This is a genomic window from Pseudomonas sp. URMO17WK12:I7 (assembly GCF_003269045.1).
Classification (GTDB): domain Bacteria; phylum Pseudomonadota; class Gammaproteobacteria; order Pseudomonadales; family Pseudomonadaceae; genus Aquipseudomonas; species Aquipseudomonas putida_J.
This window is the reverse complement of record NZ_QLTL01000006.1, coordinates 41,316-58,809: the sequence shown is the minus strand read 5'-3', so window position 1 is coordinate 58,809 and position 17,494 is coordinate 41,316. Positions and strand designations below refer to the sequence as shown.

20 protein-coding genes and 1 pseudogene are annotated in these 17,494 nt (G+C 61.6%); 13 read left to right on the top strand and 8 right to left on the bottom strand.

Features of this window, described 5'->3' with window-relative positions:
* Window positions 1-39: 39 nt before the first annotated feature.
* Window positions 40-1,407, top strand: coding sequence for an erythromycin esterase family protein (locus H040_RS09705; protein ID WP_027917273.1), 1,368 nt, complete (start codon window positions 40-42; stop codon window positions 1,405-1,407).
* 17 nt (window positions 1,408-1,424) lie between these two features.
* Here the strand turns inward: H040_RS09705 and H040_RS09700 are convergent, their stop codons facing one another.
* The 5 genes from H040_RS09700 to H040_RS09680 all read right to left on the bottom strand — a co-directional run bounded on the left by H040_RS09700 (window position 1,425) and on the right by H040_RS09680 (window position 5,435).
* On the bottom strand, window positions 1,425-1,649 hold the full coding sequence (locus H040_RS09700) for a hypothetical protein (protein ID WP_027917272.1): 225 nt from the start codon (window positions 1,647-1,649) through the stop codon (window positions 1,425-1,427).
* A gap of 65 nt (window positions 1,650-1,714) precedes the next feature.
* Window positions 1,715-2,419, bottom strand: a complete 705-nt coding sequence (locus H040_RS09695; protein ID WP_027917271.1) for a phosphoribosyltransferase — start codon at window positions 2,417-2,419, stop codon at window positions 1,715-1,717.
* A gap of 65 nt (window positions 2,420-2,484) precedes the next feature.
* Window positions 2,485-3,093 carry a hypothetical protein gene (locus H040_RS09690; protein WP_235200583.1) on the bottom strand — a complete coding sequence of 203 codons (609 nt, stop codon included), beginning with the start codon at window positions 3,091-3,093 and terminating at the stop codon, window positions 2,485-2,487.
* 56 nt (window positions 3,094-3,149) lie between these two features.
* Window positions 3,150-4,517: an MBL fold metallo-hydrolase RNA specificity domain-containing protein gene (locus H040_RS09685; protein ID WP_027917269.1), complete on the bottom strand. Its 1,368-nt coding sequence runs from the start codon at window positions 4,515-4,517 to the stop codon at window positions 3,150-3,152.
* 3 nt (window positions 4,518-4,520) lie between these two features.
* Entirely contained in the window at window positions 4,521-5,435 is a 915-nt protein-coding gene (locus tag H040_RS09680; protein WP_027917268.1) for a universal stress protein, read from the bottom strand.
* 189 nt (window positions 5,436-5,624) lie between these two features.
* Here H040_RS09680 and H040_RS09675 point away from each other — a divergent pair, with 189 nt between their 5' ends.
* On the top strand, window positions 5,625-6,173 hold the full coding sequence (locus H040_RS09675; protein ID WP_027917267.1) for a GNAT family N-acetyltransferase: 549 nt from the start codon (window positions 5,625-5,627) through the stop codon (window positions 6,171-6,173).
* Window positions 6,174-6,202: 29 nt separating this feature from the next.
* On the opposite strand, the gene H040_RS09670 is transcribed toward H040_RS09675, so the two are convergent.
* Window positions 6,203-7,129, bottom strand: a complete 927-nt coding sequence (locus H040_RS09670; RefSeq protein WP_027917266.1) for a universal stress protein — start codon at window positions 7,127-7,129, stop codon at window positions 6,203-6,205.
* Between the two features lie 204 nt (window positions 7,130-7,333).
* Between H040_RS09670 and H040_RS09665 the strand changes: the two genes are divergently transcribed.
* The 4 genes from H040_RS09665 to H040_RS09650 all read left to right on the top strand — a co-directional run bounded on the left by H040_RS09665 (window position 7,334) and on the right by H040_RS09650 (window position 10,746).
* Window positions 7,334-8,407: an NAD(P)-dependent alcohol dehydrogenase gene (locus H040_RS09665; RefSeq protein WP_027917265.1), complete on the top strand. Its 1,074-nt coding sequence runs from the start codon at window positions 7,334-7,336 to the stop codon at window positions 8,405-8,407.
* 82 nt (window positions 8,408-8,489) lie between these two features.
* Window positions 8,490-8,699: a hypothetical protein gene (locus H040_RS09660; RefSeq protein WP_027917264.1), complete on the top strand. Its 210-nt coding sequence runs from the start codon at window positions 8,490-8,492 to the stop codon at window positions 8,697-8,699.
* Between the two features lie 2 nt (window positions 8,700-8,701).
* Window positions 8,702-9,523 (top strand): helix-turn-helix domain-containing protein, encoded by an 822-nt coding sequence (locus H040_RS09655; RefSeq protein WP_027917263.1) that lies wholly within the window; start codon window positions 8,702-8,704, stop codon window positions 9,521-9,523.
* Window positions 9,508-10,746, top strand: coding sequence for an MgtC/SapB family protein (locus tag H040_RS09650; protein WP_027917262.1), 1,239 nt, complete (start codon window positions 9,508-9,510; stop codon window positions 10,744-10,746). The genes H040_RS09655 and H040_RS09650 overlap by 16 nt, the downstream gene beginning before the upstream one ends.
* Window positions 10,747-11,088: 342 nt before the next feature.
* On the opposite strand, the gene arsN2 is transcribed toward H040_RS09650, so the two are convergent.
* Entirely contained in the window at window positions 11,089-11,583 is a 495-nt protein-coding gene (arsN2, locus tag H040_RS28075; RefSeq protein ID WP_112312807.1) for an arsenic resistance N-acetyltransferase ArsN2, read from the bottom strand.
* A gap of 177 nt (window positions 11,584-11,760) precedes the next feature.
* On the opposite strand from arsN2, the gene H040_RS09640 reads away from it, so the two are divergent.
* From H040_RS09640 to H040_RS09610, 7 genes are read left to right on the top strand one after another with little or no spacing between them, the layout of a single operon-like run.
* The gene (locus tag H040_RS09640) at window positions 11,761-12,117 is read left to right on the top strand and encodes a metalloregulator ArsR/SmtB family transcription factor (RefSeq protein WP_027917261.1); all 357 of its coding nucleotides are present in this window, start codon (window positions 11,761-11,763) and stop codon (window positions 12,115-12,117) included.
* Between the two features lie 29 nt (window positions 12,118-12,146).
* A complete protein-coding gene (locus tag H040_RS09635; RefSeq protein ID WP_027917260.1) occupies window positions 12,147-13,430 on the top strand; it encodes an arsenic transporter in 1,284 nt (427 codons plus the stop codon).
* Window positions 13,431-13,444: 14 nt separating this feature from the next.
* The gene (locus tag H040_RS09630) at window positions 13,445-13,915 is read left to right on the top strand and encodes an arsenate reductase ArsC (RefSeq protein ID WP_027917259.1); all 471 of its coding nucleotides are present in this window, start codon (window positions 13,445-13,447) and stop codon (window positions 13,913-13,915) included.
* 23 nt (window positions 13,916-13,938) lie between these two features.
* The gene (gene arsH / locus H040_RS09625; RefSeq protein ID WP_027917258.1) at window positions 13,939-14,652 is read left to right on the top strand and encodes an arsenical resistance protein ArsH; all 714 of its coding nucleotides are present in this window, start codon (window positions 13,939-13,941) and stop codon (window positions 14,650-14,652) included.
* A 4-nt stretch (window positions 14,653-14,656) separates the two neighbouring features.
* A complete protein-coding gene (locus H040_RS09620; RefSeq protein WP_081784235.1) occupies window positions 14,657-15,160 on the top strand; it encodes a phosphatase domain-containing putative toxin in 504 nt (167 codons plus the stop codon).
* Between the two features lie 25 nt (window positions 15,161-15,185).
* On the top strand, window positions 15,186-16,268 hold the full coding sequence (locus H040_RS09615) for an ArsO family NAD(P)H-dependent flavin-containing monooxygenase (protein ID WP_027917256.1): 1,083 nt from the start codon (window positions 15,186-15,188) through the stop codon (window positions 16,266-16,268).
* Entirely contained in the window at window positions 16,261-16,821 is a 561-nt protein-coding gene (locus H040_RS09610; protein ID WP_027917255.1) for an arsinothricin resistance N-acetyltransferase ArsN1 family B, read from the top strand. The genes H040_RS09615 and H040_RS09610 overlap by 8 nt, the downstream gene beginning before the upstream one ends.
* A gap of 341 nt (window positions 16,822-17,162) precedes the next feature.
* Here H040_RS09610 and H040_RS09605 read toward each other — a convergent pair.
* Window positions 17,163-17,477, bottom strand: a pseudogene (locus H040_RS09605) (DUF1264 domain-containing protein); the annotation flags it as partial.
* Window positions 17,478-17,494 lie beyond the last annotated feature (17 nt).

Genomic DNA, 17,494 nt, shown 5'->3' with positions numbered 1-17,494 from the left:
CGGGTCAAGGCGCGGCGGCCCGACTACGGAAGCGTCCCCATGAACGGCCCTTCGAAGAAATTGATGGAAAAACTCTACGGCAAGCAGTATCAGGTCGACACTGCCGATATTGCCCCGGTGCTTCATCAATACGCCGAACCCTTGCCAGACCTGGATACACCGGCATTCGCAGCCCTGTTCGACCGCTACGCTGACGCGCGGGTCATCCTGCTGGGCGAGGCAAGCCACGGCAGCAGCGAGTTCTATCGCGCCCGGGCGGCGATCACCCGTCGCCTGATCGAACAGCATGGCTTCAATATCGTCGCCGTCGAGGCCGACTGGCCGGATGCCGGGCATGTCGATCAGTACGTCCGAGGCTTGGCGCACGCGGCGTGGAAACGCCATATTTTCAGCCGTTTTCCTACCTGGATGTGGCGCAACAGCGAAGTCAAAACCTTCGCCCAATGGCTGCACGGGCACAACCGCAGGCTGCCCGCCGACCATCGCGTGGAATTCCGTGGCCTGGATGTCTACAGCCTGCGCAATTCCATCCATGAAGTCCTGGCGTATCTGGACCGGGTCGATCCGCATCTGGCCCATGAAGCCCGTCGCCGCTACGGCTGCCTGACACCTTGGCAGGACGACCCCGCGCTGTACGGGCACTTTGTCGAACGCGGTGGCGTCATGCCCTGCGAGCAACCGGTGATCCAGCAGTTGAATGTCATGCTCGCCGAGCAATTGTCAGGGCTTGTCCGCAATGATGAAGCCTTCTTCAACGCAACACAGAACGCCCGTGTAATCATCGCCGCAGAGCAGTATTACCGCGCCATTTACCGCGGTTCGACGGCTTCCTGGAACCTGCGCGACCGGCACATGTTCGATACCTTGCGCGCGCTGCTGGAACACCGTGGTCCCCACGCCAAGGCAGTGGTCTGGGCACACAACTCCCATATCGGCAATGCCGGCGCCACGGAAATGGGCTGGAAAGGCCAGTTCAACATCGGCCAGCTTTGCCGCAGCGCTTTCGGGCGCGACGCAGTGCTGATCGGCATGGCCACCGACTGCGGCCAGGTGGCCGCCGCCGATGACTGGGACGGTGACATGCAGATCAAGCAAATCCGTCCTTCGCGCAGCGACAGCTGGGAGCACCAGTTCCGCCTCGCAGGCGTGCCAGCTTGCCTGAGCGACTGGCGCGACCCACAGCGCAAGGAGTTGCGCCATGTGTTGTCCACGGTGCTACTCGAACGCGCCATCGGCGTCATCTATCGCCCCGAGAGCGAACGGCTGAGCCATTACTTCGAGGCCGTGCTGGCCGAGCAGTTCGATGCGCTGCTGTGGTTCGAGCAGACAAGCCCGGTCACTGCCCTGCCCTTGCCGAAACAACAGCATCTTGAGCCTGAGGACGAAACCTATCCATTCGGGGTATGAGCCTCGACAAAGCCCCTTCAGGCGGACGCGCGCTGCAGGTATTTCACAAACCAGTCACCGGCAAGCGCAGCGGCCTTCGCCAGGGTGCCAGGCTCTTCGAATAGATGCGTAGTGCCTGGCACCCCTTCAAGATGCCGCTCACAGCGCAGCAAGCGATCCACCTGACGATTGAGCTCAAGCACCAGGGCGTCCTGGCTACCTACGATGTGCAGGGTTGGCGCCTGCGACCAAGGCACGGGCATTGGCCGGCTCGCGCACGTCCGCCAGAAGCTCGACGCCTGCCAGCTTCATCGTCTGCGTGCGAACTTCAACCCTGTGCCCAGTCATGGGGTGCATTCCGGCAAAGTGCTTGCTGATCGGCTTGCCCCATGAGCGTCATGACTTCTTCGTCTGAAGTTTGCGGAAAATCCCGATACCAATAGCCAACCGACACCATCTGCTCAGGCACCAGCGGGCACACCAGTTCATCCACTTCACCGTACAAGGCTTCGAGCGTTTCTGGCGGTGCGACCGGCACGGCCACCACGATCCGCGCCGGTGACTGGGCTCGCGCAGCTTGGATAGCCGCCCTCATCGTGGCGCCGGTCGCCAAGCCATCATCGATGAGAATCACTACCTGATTCTTGAGCTGCAGGGCTGGCCGCCCTCCCCGGTAGGCCCGTTCGCGCCGCGCCAGCTCCTCGGTTTCCCTGGCAACCACGGCGTCGAATAACGCCGGTTCTACCGGGTAGGCCCGCAGCATGTCGTCATTGAGGACCGTAACGCCGCCGCTGGCTATCGCCCCCATGGCGAACTCAGGGTGAAACGGCATGCCGAGCTTGCGCACCACCAGCAGGCCCAGGCGTACGTTGAGGGCGGATGCGACTTCGTAGGCCACCGGAACGCCACCCCGCGGCAATGCGAGCACGATCACGTCGGGCCTGCCGGCGTAGCGGGCCAGTGGCTCGACCAGGCTTCGTCCAGCCTGGGTACGGTCGGCGAACAAGGTTGGCAAGGCAAGATCATGGGACATGGGAACACCTCCCGCGCCGCGGTGGGCGCCTGTCATTGCAGCATCCGATGGGGGCTCTGATCGCTTCAAGGCGTAACTGCACGCCCCTCCTCGGGCAACAGGTCGAACTGCGCGAGGCAACGCTGCTCATCAGCGGGCGTCAGCGCCTTCAGGCCGCTGACTTCCTGCATGGGCGTTTCGAACAGGGCCAGGCGAAGCACCCCATTGCGCTGCAGAAAGGTCTGAGCCAGGCAGGTGCATACGGGTTTGCCAACCAGCGCAGTGAGCTTGTCATTTTCAGGGACGTCCACCTGGGCCTGCAGGTTGGCCGTGCAATTTTCCACGATCTGCGCCACGGAGCGCCCCGCCAGCCACAGGGTGCCAGCACCGAGCAGGACCAGGAGCAGCAACACGCTCATCAACCTGTTCGATTCCCGGGTGATTGAACGCAGCAACGCCAGCCTGGCCTGCCAACCCGTTTCCTGGCCGTTGAAAATGGCCTTGCCAACCGTGCGTTTGAAGCCCCGCTGCACCGCCCACCCCAGCGCGACACTCAACGCCAGCAGGCTCAGCAGCACCGCCGGATCGCGCATGGGCATGCGCCAGCTCGGGCTCAATGCGCGGTAGACGGACGCGGCGACGAGCAAAGCGACGATGGCCACGATCCAACCCAAGCTGCCCCTGGGCCTGTGCATCCAGGCCCGCAGTTTCGCCCTGGCTTGCGTACTCATGAATCACCTCCCGCGCCCGGCTAGCGCACTGGGTCGATGGCGACGGTTTCCTGATACTCCGGCACGCAAACCTGCCAGCCGAGTTCGAGGCTGATGCGCCGTCGCAACGTGTCGGCGGCGTGCGGCTCGCCGTGAATGACATAGGTCTGCCGGGGTGGCCGGGTAAAACCCCGCAACCACTCCATGATTTCGTCGGCGTCGGCGTGCGCGGAGAGGTTCTCCATGGCATGCACCTGCGCCCTTATCGGCACGTCTTCACCCTGCAGGCGCACGCTGCGGGCACCGGCGACGATATCGGCACCCCGCGTGCCGCCGGCCTGAAAGCCGGAAAACAGGATGCTGTTGCGTGGGTTGGGGGCCAGCGCCTTGAGGTGGTGCAGTACCCGGCCACCGGTGGCCATGCCACTGGCGGCAATGATCACCGCCGGTTCGCGCAACTGGTCCAGGTGCCTGGACTCATCGACTGTTCGCACGATATGCGTGCCCCTGCACATCGCCGCGCACTCGGCGGCCGACAGCCGATGTTCGATGCGGTACTGCTGGTAGAGGGCGGTGGCGTCGGTGGCCATCGGGCTGTTCAGGTAGACCGGGATATCCGGTATCAACCGGTCGCGCTTGAGCGTGTACAGGTAGTACATCAACAGCTGGGCGCGGCCGACGGCGAACGATGGCACCAGGGTGATGCCATGGCGCAGCAGTGTTTCATTGATGACCTTTGCCAGGTATTGCGCGGATGATTCGTCAGGGTGCTGGCGATCACCGTAAGTCGACTCGATCAACAGCACGTCCGCCGTCCTGACCAGTTCCGGCGCACGCATGATCGGGTCCTGAGGGCGGCCCAGGTCACCCGAGAACAGCACGGTCTGGCCCTCGGCAGTGATCTGCACCGTCGCCGCACCGAGAATATGCCCAGCGGTACGCATCAGCAGCTCCATGCCGTCGGCAATCGGCAACGGGTGATGCAGCTCCACAGGCTGCAACAGGGCCAGGGCCCGTTTCGCGTCCTGCTCGGTGTAGAGCGGGCGCGCTGGCGTGTGCTTGGAGTAACCGTGGCGGTTGGCATGCTCGGCCTGCTCCTCCTGCAAGCGCGCACTGTCCAACAGCAAGATCTCTGCCAGGGCACAGGTAGCGGGGGTGGCGTAGATCGGCCCGCTGTAGCCCTCCCGCGCCAGCACCGGAAGATAACCGCTATGGTCGAGATGAGCGTGGGTCAGCACCACCGCATCGAGAGCGCGCAAGGCCGGTGGCAGCGGCTCCCAGTTACGCAGGCGCAGTTGTTTGAAGCCCTGGAACAGCCCGCAGTCGACCAGCACCCGCGTGCTGTCGTGGGTCAGCAGGAATTTGCTACCGGTCACGGTCCCCGTGCCGCCAAGAAAGGTCAGTTGCATGGCTCAAGGCTCCCATTGCTCGGCTGCGTCAGGGTGCACGGCGAGGACGCTGCAGGGTGGGTGGCTGATGATCCGTTCGGTGGTATCGCCCAGCAGCTTGTCCAGCCCTTTGGGCTGCACGACACCCATCACGAGCGCATCGATATCCAGTGCGGCCACCTGTTCGCGGATCACCTGCACCGGGCCGCCTTCCATGAAGTGCCTGCGCTCCGGCGCGACGCCCTCGGCGTCGGCCAAGGCGTCGAATGGCTCCTGAAGCGCTTCGCGCATCTCGTCGATCCAGGCCTGGGTCACATTCATGTCCGCGGCAAACACGCCGGCCAGGTTGTAGGCCGATAACAGGTGTAACGGCGCATCACACTGCAGGGCCAGTGCCTGGGCGGCGCGGATGAGCCCACGGTTGAAGTGCTCCTGCACAGCAGGTGTTTCGCTGAACGCCGTGTCCACGGCAACCAGGACACGTCGGGGCAGCGTGATGGAGGATTTCGGCACAAACTGGATGATGCCTTTGAATCCCCGCATCAAGGCGCAGTCCAGCGGCGTACTGAACAGCCGCGCCAGGGCCGAGGCGGTTTCGCTGTCCTTGATGACCATGTCGGGCTGCAGTTCGCTGATGTAGTCGATGGCCATGCTGCGGATATCGTCTGCATTCAGGGTGTCGACCGTCAGCGTGATGCCACTGCCGCGATGCCGCTCGACCAAAGCGGCCAGCGTTGCCCGATAGTGTTCGTACTGACGCTTGATGTCAGCTTCATTGAGGCGCTCCTCGCGCAGCAGGTGCTCCTCGCTCGGTTCGAACAGCCCCAGCACATGTACACTGGCGCCGCTGACATGTGCCAGGGCCAGGGCCCTGCGCAGCGCCGCTGAATGCGCATCGACCTCGGTGAGCAGCACCAGCAGTTGTCGGTATTGACCCATGATGAACCTCCGGGCTTGCGCGACTGGGGGGATATGCAGGCGATGTTGCGCGCACAGCCTCGCTGGCGTTTGATGCAGATCAGAAAACTGCCATTGGCCCTGAACTTGACCATTGTCAGAACCGAACCGGTTGGCCACGTTACAACGACTGCACCAGGCACAGATCAATCCAGGTCACCGGGAGGCAGCATGAATGGGCAGCAAATTGAACAGGCGCAAGCCTGTGAGCACTGGGTCGAAACGCTTGACGACGGTTCAGCGGTGCTGATCCGCCCGCTGCGCGAGGAAGACCACGAACGGGACAAGCGCTTTCTGAGCACGATCGCCTACGAGGCCAGGCGCTTTCGCTTCATCGCCGGGCTCAGCGGCGCAATGCCCAGCCTCGACCCGCGGTGGATGCCGGTCGATCAGCACCAGCGCATGGCCTATGTCGCACTCGCCCACGTGGACGGTAAATTGCAACAGGTGGGCGTTAGCCGCTACGCCAGCATAGCGGGCAGCCTGAGCTGCGAATGCGCGGTGGCGGTCAGCGAAGACTGGCAGCGCAAAGGCCTGGGCAAGCGCCTGTTGCAGCACCTGATCGAGGCGGCACGGCGCAATGGCTACCAGTGCATGGTCTCCCGGGACCTGGCGAACAACTACGCCATGCACCGGCTGACCAAGGAGCTGGGCTTCACCTCACGCTACCTGGGCGGTGACGTCAGCGAAATTGTCCATGAGTTGGACCTCAGCGCCTGAGCGACAAGGCCCTGACGGGCCTTGTGCGTTTACCCCTGGGAATGCTCGGGCGAAATTACCAGCACGCTGTTGGACAACCGGTGCAGGACACGCTCGGCAGTGCTGCCGATGAACCAGCCGATACCATGGTGGTGATAACTGCCCATCACCAGCACGTCGATGTCATGGCTGTCCATGAACAATCCCAGGACCTTGGCCGGATCGCCCATGTGCATGTGGCGGTGCTCGCTGGCGATACCATTGCGCTCGGCCAGCGCCTGGAAGGCCTCACTCTGGGCTTCGTGAAGGGTCTGGGCGAGGTTGGAGTCGAACACGAACGAATGCTCACGGCTCCCCCCGGCGTCAAGGTACATCGACCCCAGGTCGTAGACGTAGAGCAAGTCGATCTGAGCGTTGCACTGCAAGGCCAGTTTCAGTGCTTCACTGATGATCTGGTCATTGAAGCCTTCATACTGGTCCTCAAGCCTGGACAGGTCGACGGCCGCAAGTATCTTGCGGGGCAAGGCGTGGCTGGCTTTGTGCACCAGGTGCAACGGTATGTGCGTATCGCGCAGCAGCTGGATATCCAGCGATGTGAACATGGCGCGCATCCACCAGGGCTCGTGCTCGAACTCCTTGATCAGCATGGCGAAGGGTTGCTCGCGCAAATGCACCAGGATCTCGTTGAGCGGGTGCAGCACCCAAACTACTTCGGTGGTGACCGTGACACCAGTGCGCCGCATCGGTTGCGCCTGACTTTCCAGCCACTCGCGGTGCTGCCGCACATAGCCATCGCGCATCACAGCCAGGGCCTGGTCATTGACCAGGCCCGCCGTGGCCAGCCCCTCGACGTAGTCGAAAGCGACGATGTGCAAGGCCATGCCCTTGGCCTTGGCCAATGCTGCAGCGCGGTCATAGACCGGAGTTCGGCGCATCAGGGGCGATGCGATCATCAAGAGTCTTTGCGGATTGTCCATGGCACACCTCTGCGGTTGGGAAGCGTGTTTCGATCATCTGTCCCTGGCTCAGACGCGGCTTGATGTTTGTCAACTCACGCAGCGTGCGGACGATCGGTGATTCGAACCGCGCGAGAATTTGATGCGGATCAAGGATTGCTGGCAGATCCGGCGCACGCTGACCCTATATCAAGAACAATCACGCAGTGCCTCAGGAGACGTGCCATGGCGCTCATGAAAGCGGCAGTTTTCGTTGAGAAGAACCGTATCGTGCTGGAAGACAAGCCCATCCCGGATATCGGCCCACTGGATGCGCTGGTGAGAATCACCACCACAACGATCTGCGGCACCGATGTGCATATCCTGCGTGGCGAATATCCGGTGGCCAGGGGCCTGATCGTAGGCCACGAGCCGGTAGGCGTGATCGAGAAGCTCGGCTCGCAGGTTCAGGGCTTTCAGGAAGGCCAGCGGGTCATCGCCGGCGCCATCACCCCCAGCGGCCACAGCTACGCCTGCCTGTGTGGCTGCGCCTCTCAGGACGGCGCGGGCACCGTGCATGGTTTCAAGGCCATCGGCGGCTGGAAGTTCGGCAACCTCATCGATGGCTGCCAGGCCGAATACGTTCGCGTGCCGGACGCCATGGCCAACCTCTCCCCTATTCCCGACCGGCTCAGCGACGAGCAGGTACTGATGTGCCCGGACATCATGTCTACCGGTTTTTCCGGTGCCGAGCGCGGTGGCGTCAGCGTCGGCGACAGCGTGGCCGTGTTCGCCCTCGGCCCGATCGGCCTGTGCGCAGTCGCAGGGGCCAGGCTGCTGGGCGCCACCACCATCATCGGTGTCGACACGGTCGCCGCGCGCATCAGCGTCGCACGTCAGTTGGGTGCCGACCACGTCGTCGACTTCCAGCAAGGCAACGTGGTGGAGCAGATCATGGCGCTCACCGATGGCCGCGGCGTGGATGTCGCCATCGAAGCATTGGGCACTCAAGGCACCTTCGAATCGGCGCTGCGGGTGTTGCGCCCGGGCGGCACCTTGTCGAGCCTGGGCGTTTACAGCGCCGACCTCAGCATTCCGTTGGGCCCATTCGCCGCAGGTTTGGGCGACTACCGCATCGTGACGACCCTTTGCCCAGGCGGCAAAGAGCGCATGCGCCGGTTGATGGCGGTGGTCGCCAGTGGCCGCGTCGACGTTTCGCCACTGGTCACGCACCGTTTCCACCTCGATGACATCGAGGCCGCCTATGAACTGTTCGCCCACCAGCGCGACGGCGTAATGAAAGTGGCAATCACGCCCTGAGCAACGCCCCGCTGTCGGCAGGGACGCCTTCGTTTTGCACGGTCACGCAGTTGTCTTGCTCATGCAGGCTTTGGAGGCTCCAATGAACGTCTACGTCGAAAACAACACCGAACACAACCGCTGGTGGGTGCGCCTGGATGACTGCCGGGTAAGCTTCACCTCGTCCGCTGAGGCCGAACAGTTTGTCGAGCGATTGCTGGCCCGCCTCAACGCCCCCCACTCGTTCGACAAGCTGGCCAATTGCCCCCCCCGTAGCGGGTCGATCGAACGTCGATGCGCGAAGGAGGCCTGACGATGTCCGGGCAACTGAAGGTCACGCTGCTCGACCACTCCGCTGCATCGCAGCCGGCAAACCCGATTCACCTGAGGCCGATGGCGACCCTGTGCAGGGATTGCCGGGTCAGCGGCCTGTGCCTGCCTACCGGTTTGCCCCTTCACGACACCAGCAGCCTGCGCGCCCTGATAGGTCCACGCATGCGTATTCGCAAAGGCGCCGCGCTGTTCAATGCCAATGACCCACTCACCACGCTCTATGCGGTGCGCTGCGGCAGCTTCAAGACCAGCCTCTACACCGTCGAAGGCCAGGGCGTGGTGATCAATTTCTGGATGCCGGGTGACGTGCTCGGCCTCGATGCCATTGCCACCGAGCAGCATGTCTGCGACGCCATTGCCCTGGAAGACAGCGAAGTGTGCCCGGTGCCCTACCGCCGCCTGCAAACCCTGGCGCGCGACTTTCCGGTCCTGCAGCAAAGCCTGAATCGCTTGATGAGCCGCGAGATCGTACGTGAACACGAGCGCGTGTTGATGCTGTGCAACCTCACCGCCGAGCAACGCCTCGCCAGCTTCCTGGTGGGGCTATCCAGGCGCTTCGTCAGTCGCGGTTACTCTGCCCATGGCTTCATGTTGCGGATGTCCCGAGAAGACATGGCCTCGTACCTGGGCCTGCGCCTGGAAACCGTGTGCCGTTCCGTCGCTCGCTTACGCGCACTGCGCATCGTCAGCCTGCACGGCAGGCTGGTGGAGATACTCGACATGCCTGCGCTGATGGCGCTCGAACAGGGCGGCGGTGACGGCGTACACAAGGACAACCCGAAGGCACCATGCTCGACACCGTGAATGTAGGCCATGGCGCCGTGGCCCTGGGCATCGGTATGCTGGTCGGGCTTGAGCGTGAACGCAAGAAAGGCCGGAACGAAGACCACGCAGCCGCCGGGCTCAGAACCTTTGCCATCACCGCCCTGCTGGGCTATGTCAGCATGCTGCTGGCAGGCGCGATGCTAGTCGGGGTGGCGAGCCTGGGCCTGGTTCTGATGCTTTGTATGCATTACCGCAAACATGCCGACAAGGATCCAGAAGTCACCAGCGAGATCGCTCTGCTGCTAGTGCTGACTCTGGGCGCGCTGAGCCTCGATCAACCCGAACTCGCCACGGCAGCAGGCGTTGTACTAACTTTACTGTTAGCGCTGCGCCGTCAGCTGCATCATTTCGTGCTGCAGCAACTGAGCGAGCAGGAGCTGCGCGACGGCCTGATGTTACTGACGGTGGCGCTAGTGGTGCTGCCGTTGACACCGGATCGCTTCGTCGGGCCCTACCAGGTACTCAACCCACGCACGATCTGCACACTGGTGGTCTTGCTGATGACCGTCGGTGCCTTGGGCCATATCGCCCTAAGGTTGCTGGGCCCCAGGTATGGCCTGCCCTTGAGCGCAATCGCATCGGGCTTTGCCTCCGGCTCGGCGACCATTGCGTTGCTGGCTCACCGGGCCAGGCAGCAAGGGACGGCAATCAGGCCTTATGCCGCTGCGGCCGTACTGTCCAACCTCGCAAGCATCAGCCAATTCGCCCTGGTACTGGGTGTCGTGGACAGGCGCCTACTGAGCCCATTCATGGTATCGATCGGGCTTGGCGTACTAGTTACCATGACGTATGGGCTATTGCTGCTGGCCCCTTGGCGCACAGTCTCGGGCAATGCGACAGCGCATCAAAGCGAGGGAGCCTTCAGCCTCTGGACGGCCCTGATCATCACCCTGGCCCTGACCGGCATCGCACTGTTCTCGGCCTTTCTCCTGCAGCATCTGGGCCACAATGGTGTGAGTATCGCTGCCTTCGTCAGCGGGCTGGGGGATGCCCACGCGGCCACGGCTTCGGTGGCCGCGCTAGTGGTAGCCGGCCGGCTTGAGCTGGGCGATCTTGTCATTCCGGGCATGATGGCTTTGACGGCAAACACGCTAACCAAATGCGTGCTGGCGTTCAGCAATGGCGGCTACGGTTTTGCGCGATACCTCGTTCCGGCGCAGTTCGTGATTCTCAGTGCAATGTGGTTGGGATTGCTCGCATAAGATGTACAGCATGGCCAAGGCTTCAATTGGTTGACTGAACGTCTGCAATGCATCGAGAGTAGAAATTCGCAGGGTGGTCGCTGGTATCCAGAGGAGTTGACTCGAGGATGTATGGTAGAGGGTCAACAGGAGGCCTGGGGGTGTGTTACCTGCCCAGCTAAGTCACCGTCAAATGCATCTAATGGCCCGACTCTAAATCGGCTATGGGTCGTCAGCGGCCACTCGCGAAGGGCTGCTTTCGACCCTTTGCAGCCGTTCGAGGTGTCTACGAAAACGAGGTCGATTCAGTTCGACATCGTTCGGGGGGCGCAGGACTCGTTCCTGGGACACCTGAGAATGAACTCACTGACGTCCGTGGAGGCGAGTTACCTGTGGTGACACCGAGTTTATGTCGCCAAGCTCCTTCACCATGTAAACCGCAGACGTCGGGCAGAGGCTGTTGAACTCCTCCAAACTGGAAATTGCCTTTGGGGCTTGGGATCGATCTCTCTGCTCATAGCCCCGAGCCGCGAAGAAGTCGGGTGCTGTTGTGGTCAGCAGATGAAGGCTTTGGGCTCCGTCAGCTTCCGCTATTCGCTCAAGTGCTCTGAGCAGCAGGTTACCGATCCCTGACTTTCGCTGGGCCGGTACGACAACCAGTGAGCGAATCAGACGAGTCCAACCGCTTCCTTCAATGCCCCCGTATCCCAGCTCCGTTTCTCCCCGGTGAAAGGAATGGAACATTCGACCGGGCTGCAAAAGGTCTTGGGTCGGCAAGCCCGCAGCAGTCAGATGCGCAGCTAGGCCTTGGATTTGATCGGTATCAAGCAATCGGACAGAGATATCAGACCGGTTCATTGGGAACTCTGGGGATGGTATCGACGGCCAGTATAGGGCCTAGAGCGCGGGCTTTTTCCAGTTCTATGACTTCCCGTAAGACGAGGCGATTGTAAATATCTGCTTTACCGAATATACGAATGGTCATATATTCGGATTTTCAGATATTGGCCGTGCATACATTCCTCAGGAGGGCACATGCGGGAAACACTGACTCCCCCAATCGTTTTCAAATGCCTGGCTGATGACACCCGGGCCCGGATGACCCTGCTGATCGCCCGTGAAGGCGAACTCTGTGTCTGCGAACTTACCCACGCGCTGGAGCTGAGCCAACCGAAGATCTCCCGTCATCTTGCCCAGTTGCGCGAGGCTGGAATCCTGATGGATCGCCGCAAGGGTCAATGGGTGTATTACCGACTGCACCCCGAACTGCCTCAGTGGGTGGACGCGATGCTGAAGGGAGTGGTCGATGCCAACCAGGAATGGTTGAGCCCCGATGCATTGCGCCTTGCCGAAATGGGCGAGCGGCCGCAGAACCCTGTTGCTTGTGCTTGAGACTTCCCTTCGCTGATTGAGTTGTAGTCATGCTGATCGCATTTATGATTTTCCTGGTGACGATCGTTCTCGTCATCTGGCAGCCCAAAGGCCTGGGTGTGGGCTGGAGTGCCGCACTGGGGGCCGTCGTGGCGCTGCTGGCGGGCGTCGTGAGCTTGTCCGATATCCCCGTGGTCTGGCAGATCGTCTGGAACGCTACCGCCACCTTCATCGCCGTCATCATCATCAGCCTGCTGCTGGATGAGGCGGGCTTCTTCGAGTGGGCGGCATTGCACGTGGCGCGCTGGGGCAAGGGCAGCAGCCGCAAGCTGTTTGCCTTCATCATCCTGCTGGGCGCCGCCGTCTCGGCGTTGTTCGCCAACGACGGTGCGGCACTGATCCTGACTCCGATCGTCATCGCCATGCTGCTGGCCCTGCGCTTTTCCCCGGCGGCGACGCTGGCATTCGTCATGGCAGCAGGCTTTATCGCCGATACCGCGAGCCTGCCGCTGGTGGTGTCCAACCTGGTGAACATCGTCTCCGCCGACTACTTCGGCATCGGTTTCAGCGAGTACGCCTCGGTCATGGTGCCGGTGAACCTGGTCAGCATCGCCACCACCCTGGGCATGCTGCTGTGGTTCTTCCGCAAGGACCTGCCGCGTACCTATGAACTCGACCAACTGAAGGCTCCCGAGGCCGCTATCCGCGACAAAGCGACGTTCGTTGCCGGCTGGTGGGTGCTTGCGCTGTTGCTGGTCGGCTTCTTCGCCATCGAGCCGCTGGGTGTTCCGATCAGCGCCATCGCTGCTGCCTGCGCGCTGATCCTCTACCTGATCGCCGCTCGCGGGCATGTGATTTCTACCCGCAAGGTACTCAAGGACGCGCCTTGGCAGGTCGTGGTGTTCTCGCTTGGCATGTATCTCGTGGTCTATGGCCTGCGTAACGCCGGCCTCACCGAATACCTGACGCAGATCCTCAATGTTTTCGCCGGCTACGGGATCTGGGGCGCATCCCTCGGGACGGGGCTGCTCGCTGCTGGCCTGTCGTCGGTCATGAACAACATGCCCACTGTGCTGGTAGGGGCCTTGTCGATCCAATCCGCCGAGGCCACCGGCATCGTGCGCGAGGCCATGGTCTACGCCAACGTCATCGGTTGTGACCTCGGTCCGAAAATCACCCCAATCGGCAGCCTGGCCACTTTGCTGTGGCTGCACGTGCTGGCCCGCAAGAACATCGTCATCACCTGGGGCTACTACTTCCGTACCGGCATCGTCCTGACGCTGCCGATCCTGCTTGCCACTTTGGCCGCATTGGCCATCCGCCTGAGCTTTTGAACCGGAGATACCTGATGAAAGTCTTGTTCATGTGCACCCACAACAGCTGCCGCAGCATCCTGTCCGAGGCGCTGTTCAATCACCTGGCCCCCGAGGGTATGGAAGCTGTGAGTTCTGGCAGCTTCCCAAGCGGCAAGGTCAATGAGCGGGCACTGAAAACCTTGGAAGCCGCCGGTATCCCCACCGCTGGTCTTTCAAGCAAGGCCTCGGATGCCTTCGAGAGTTCTCCTCCCGACATCGTTGTCACCGTGTGCGACCGCGCTGCCGGCGAAGCCTGCCCGATCTTCTTCGGTCCATCGCTCAAAGCCCACTGGGGCCTGGCCGATCCTTCAGCGGTCACTGGGAGTGAGACAGAAATCGAAGAAGCCTTCCAGACCACACTTGCGAAGATCGATGAGCGCGTGCGCGCCTTCATTGCGCTGCCTTTCTCGCAATTGAGCCAGGACGAACTGAAAGCCGAACTTGCCCGAATCGGCGCGCTGTAGGCCCTGGATCAACGGAGACAGAAATGAACGACCACCTGCCAAATGTCCAACCAGAACTGATTGATCTGCCGTCGCTGGAGCGGCTGGCGCCGAAGGACCCTTCCACACACAAACCGCGCATCCTGTTGCTGTATGGATCGACCCGCGAACGCTCATTCAGCCGCTTGATGGTCCAGGAAGCTGCGCGCCTGCTGGAAGAGTTCGGCGCTGAAACCCGTATCTTCGACCCTTCCGGCCTGCCGCTGCCGGATGACGCTCCGGACTCCCACGAGAAGGTTCTGGAACTCCGCGAGCTGATGCAATGGTCCGAGGGCCAAGTGTGGTGCTCCCCCGAGCGTCACGGCTCAATGAGTGCTGTCTTCAAAGCGCAGATCGATTGGGTACCGCTGGCCATAGGCGCCGTTCGCCCAACCCAGGGCAAGACCCTCGCGGTGATGCAGGTGTGTGGAGGCTCGCAGTCTTTTAACGTGGTGAACCAACTGCGCGTGCTTGGCCGCTGGATGCGTATGTTTACCATCCCGAACCAGTCGTCGGTGCCAAAAGCGTTCCTGGAGTTCGATGAAGCCGGACGCATGAAACCGTCGTCTTTCTACGATCGGCTGGTCGACGTGATGGAGGAACTGACCAAGTTCACGCTGCTGCTGCGTGATCGCCAGGATTACTTGGTAGACCGCTACTCCGAACGCAAAGAGTCGGCGGAAGAACTATCCAAGAGAGTCAATATTCGGTCTATTTGAGGTCATGAGCATGTCGCATCCTTACTCATTGAAATCCTTGCCCCATGCTCCGGGTGTACTGATTTTTACGCCTTGTCCGGGTACCCAGACCAGCGCTCTCGCTGATAGCCTGGATACGCTCAAGCAGGCCGGTGCCGTAGCGCTTGTTACGCTGATGTCGGACGCAGAGCTTCAGGAAAACGGAGTTGCCCAGCTTGGCATCGCGGCCAAGCAGCATGGGTTGGAGTGGTTCCAGCTGCCGATCGAGGATGATCAGGCTCCTGATCAAAACTTCGAGGCTCGGCAGGGAGAGATTCGCCACCAGTTGGACGCTTTGCTCGCTTCCAACAAGGCCCTGGCAATCCACTGCAAGGGCGGCTCCGGCCGCACCGGGCTGTTCGCTGCCCGTCTGCTGATCGAATCCGGAATGCCGCGCCGCGAGGCGATCGCCTGGGTTCAGGAGCTTCGCCCTCGGGCGATTCAGAAGCCTGCGCACATCAACTACATCAACCAGTTCGGCGAAGACTGAGCGCTCCAGCCAGACAGGAGAAACCATGGCCACCGAAGGCGAACTACTCGATGTCATCGTGATTGGCGGCGGGCAGTCCGCGCTGACGGTGGCTTATTTTCTCAAGCGAGCCAAGCTGTCGTTCCTGTTGCTCGATGCCGAAGAGGCTGCGGGCGGGGCTTGGCGCCATGGCTGGGACTCGCTGACGCTGTTCTCGCCCTCCGCATGGAGCACGATCGCGGGCTGGCCGATGCCGCAAGTCACCGAAGGTAATCCCGATAGGGATCACGTGGTCAGCTATCTGGAGCAGTACGAGGCACGCTACGGGTTTTCTATCGTTCGTCCCGTCAGCGTCACGTCTGTGGAGCGGACAGGGCGTGGTCTTCGTGTACGCTCGAAGGACCGCGACTGGGAGGCTCGTGTCGTCATCAGCGCAACGGGGACCTGGAGCAACCCCAATGTTCCGGCCTATCCGGGGATAGAGCTGTTCCAGGGACAGCAGATTCACTCCGCCCATTATCAATCACCCGAGGCTTTCCAAGGAAAGCGCGTGCTGGTCGTTGGTGGTGGCAACTCGGGGGCGCAAATCTATGCGGAGCTGTCCGAGGTCGCCGACGCAACGTGGGTAACCACGGAGGAACCGGCGTTTCTGCCTGATGACGTTGATGGCCGGGTGCTGTTCGAACGGGCTACCGAGCGCCTCAAGGCTCAACAGGAGGGCCGTGTTATCGACGCACCGGTCGGTGGGCTTGGCGATATCGTCATGGTGCCCTCAGTGGTCCGGGCTCGCGAGCGCGGGGCCCTTCGTGCTGTAAGGCCTTTTACCTCATTCACGCCGGACGGCGTCGCTTGGCTCAACGGTGAGAAAACCCATGTCGATGCTGTGGTCTGGTGTACTGGGTTCCGGCCGGCGCTGGATCATCTGAAGGCACTGGACGTGCTGGATGACAACGGTAGGATTGAGGTTGATGGGGGGCACTCTATTCGCGAGCCGCGCCTCTGGCTGGTCGGATATGGCGACTGGACCGGCCTGGCCTCGGCGACGTTGATCGGCGTCACCCGTACCGCGCGCAGCACGGTCAACGAAGTAGTTGAACACCTGAACAGCTTGGAGCAGCCGGATGCATAGCGGAATCGATATTCGTGTCGCCAGACCAGAGGATGCAGAAGAGATCCAGATCATCTACGCGCCCATCGTGCTCAACACGCCTATCTCATTCGAAGAGGCAGTGCCGAGCGTGGAGCAAATGCGTGAGCGTATCTCCACGACGCTGCAAACCTACCCGTATCTGGTGGCTGTGCGAGAAGGACGAGTAGTCGGCTATGCCTACGCCAGTCAGCACCGCGCGCGTGCGGCGTACCGGTGGGCGGTGGATGTGACGGTGTATGTCGCTGAAGGGCAACGCCGCAGCGGGATTGCTCGCCAACTCTATGACGTGCTGCTGCCGGTTCTGAAGCATCTGGGATATCGCTCGGCGTATGCCGGCATTGCCTTGCCGAATGAAGGCAGTGTCGGGCTGCACGAGCGACTCGGCTTCCAGCACATCGGTACGTTTCCGCAGGTCGGATTCAAGCTCGGTGCTTGGCATGATGTGGGGTATTGGCGGTTTGATTTCGGTGACGAAGGCCTTCATCCCGAGGCTCCATTAAGCTTCCTATCCCAAATCCCAATGCCACGTTAGAGGGTCCCAGTAAGTTTAGCTGTCTTCCGCGAAAGGCAGCTATGGGTCGATAGCGGACAGTCGAGGCTGACCGCATTCGACACAAAGCTACCTGTCAACACCGACCGCCAGCGAGGCAACCTTATTTTGCATGTCGAGCTTACCCTCGCGGCATCAGCAGCCACTTGCATCACCTACCGCAAGCGGAGCGCGCAGCCCATGGATGGGCAGAGGCGTGAGGGTGGAAGCCGGTAGGGCCGTGACCCTGGCAGCGTCAGGGTACGATACACGACAGCCGCTCCCCGAAGGGGGCACGCCAGGTCCCATCCACATGAAGCTGTTGCAGGCGGCTATTGGCTGGATCAGCTATTTATAGTGGCTGGTGTAACTGTTGAAGGCCGATCTCTAGGGGCACCTGTTGGATCGGTGATTTGGATAACGTTTCCGTGCTGCCAGCCATCCGCTTTGGGATCAGACGCAGGAATACGAATGTCGGCCCGCTGAGCTTTGATTTTTGCCACATCAACCCCCAAGCGTCGATTGCGCTGCTCAACCACTGCAGCATCAGCCCGGCCATCTGCCATAAAGCCCATCATCAACTGCGACACACCCACCGGCAGCGCATTGTCTTGGTCGGTGTGCCAGGTGTGCCATGTCTTTCCATATGTTGTTCCTAGAGGACAACCTTGGCCTT

Excerpts from the sequence above, each read along its gene's own strand:
- H040_RS09640 (WP_027917261.1), top strand. The coding sequence starts at position 11,761 with ATGCGGGAAACACTGACTCCCCCAATCGTTTTCAAATGCCTGGCTGAT.
- H040_RS09630 (WP_027917259.1), top strand. The coding sequence starts at position 13,445 with ATGAAAGTCTTGTTCATGTGCACCCACAACAGCTGCCGCAGCATCCTG.
- H040_RS09695 (WP_027917271.1), bottom strand. The coding sequence starts at position 2,419 with ATGTCCCATGATCTTGCCTTGCCAACCTTGTTCGCCGACCGTACCCAG.
- H040_RS09680 (WP_027917268.1), bottom strand. The coding sequence starts at position 5,435 with ATGGGTCAATACCGACAACTGCTGGTGCTGCTCACCGAGGTCGATGCG.
- H040_RS09670 (WP_027917266.1), bottom strand. The coding sequence starts at position 7,129 with ATGGACAATCCGCAAAGACTCTTGATGATCGCATCGCCCCTGATGCGC.
- H040_RS09705 (WP_027917273.1), top strand. The coding sequence starts at position 40 with ATGAACGGCCCTTCGAAGAAATTGATGGAAAAACTCTACGGCAAGCAG.
- arsH (WP_027917258.1), top strand. The coding sequence starts at position 13,939 with ATGAACGACCACCTGCCAAATGTCCAACCAGAACTGATTGATCTGCCG.
- H040_RS09615 (WP_027917256.1), top strand. The coding sequence starts at position 15,186 with ATGGCCACCGAAGGCGAACTACTCGATGTCATCGTGATTGGCGGCGGG.
- H040_RS09690 (WP_235200583.1), bottom strand. The coding sequence starts at position 3,093 with ATGCACAGGCCCAGGGGCAGCTTGGGTTGGATCGTGGCCATCGTCGCT.
- H040_RS09635 (WP_027917260.1), top strand. The coding sequence starts at position 12,147 with ATGCTGATCGCATTTATGATTTTCCTGGTGACGATCGTTCTCGTCATC.
- arsN2 (WP_112312807.1), bottom strand. The coding sequence starts at position 11,583 with ATGAACCGGTCTGATATCTCTGTCCGATTGCTTGATACCGATCAAATC.
- H040_RS09650 (WP_027917262.1), top strand. The coding sequence starts at position 9,508 with ATGCTCGACACCGTGAATGTAGGCCATGGCGCCGTGGCCCTGGGCATC.
- H040_RS09655 (WP_027917263.1), top strand. The coding sequence starts at position 8,702 with ATGTCCGGGCAACTGAAGGTCACGCTGCTCGACCACTCCGCTGCATCG.
- H040_RS09700 (WP_027917272.1), bottom strand. The coding sequence starts at position 1,649 with ATGCCCGTGCCTTGGTCGCAGGCGCCAACCCTGCACATCGTAGGTAGC.
- H040_RS09685 (WP_027917269.1), bottom strand. The coding sequence starts at position 4,517 with ATGCAACTGACCTTTCTTGGCGGCACGGGGACCGTGACCGGTAGCAAA.
- H040_RS09675 (WP_027917267.1), top strand. The coding sequence starts at position 5,625 with ATGAATGGGCAGCAAATTGAACAGGCGCAAGCCTGTGAGCACTGGGTC.
- H040_RS09610 (WP_027917255.1), top strand. The coding sequence starts at position 16,261 with ATGCATAGCGGAATCGATATTCGTGTCGCCAGACCAGAGGATGCAGAA.
- H040_RS09665 (WP_027917265.1), top strand. The coding sequence starts at position 7,334 with ATGGCGCTCATGAAAGCGGCAGTTTTCGTTGAGAAGAACCGTATCGTG.
- H040_RS09620 (WP_081784235.1), top strand. The coding sequence starts at position 14,657 with ATGAGCATGTCGCATCCTTACTCATTGAAATCCTTGCCCCATGCTCCG.
- H040_RS09660 (WP_027917264.1), top strand. The coding sequence starts at position 8,490 with ATGAACGTCTACGTCGAAAACAACACCGAACACAACCGCTGGTGGGTG.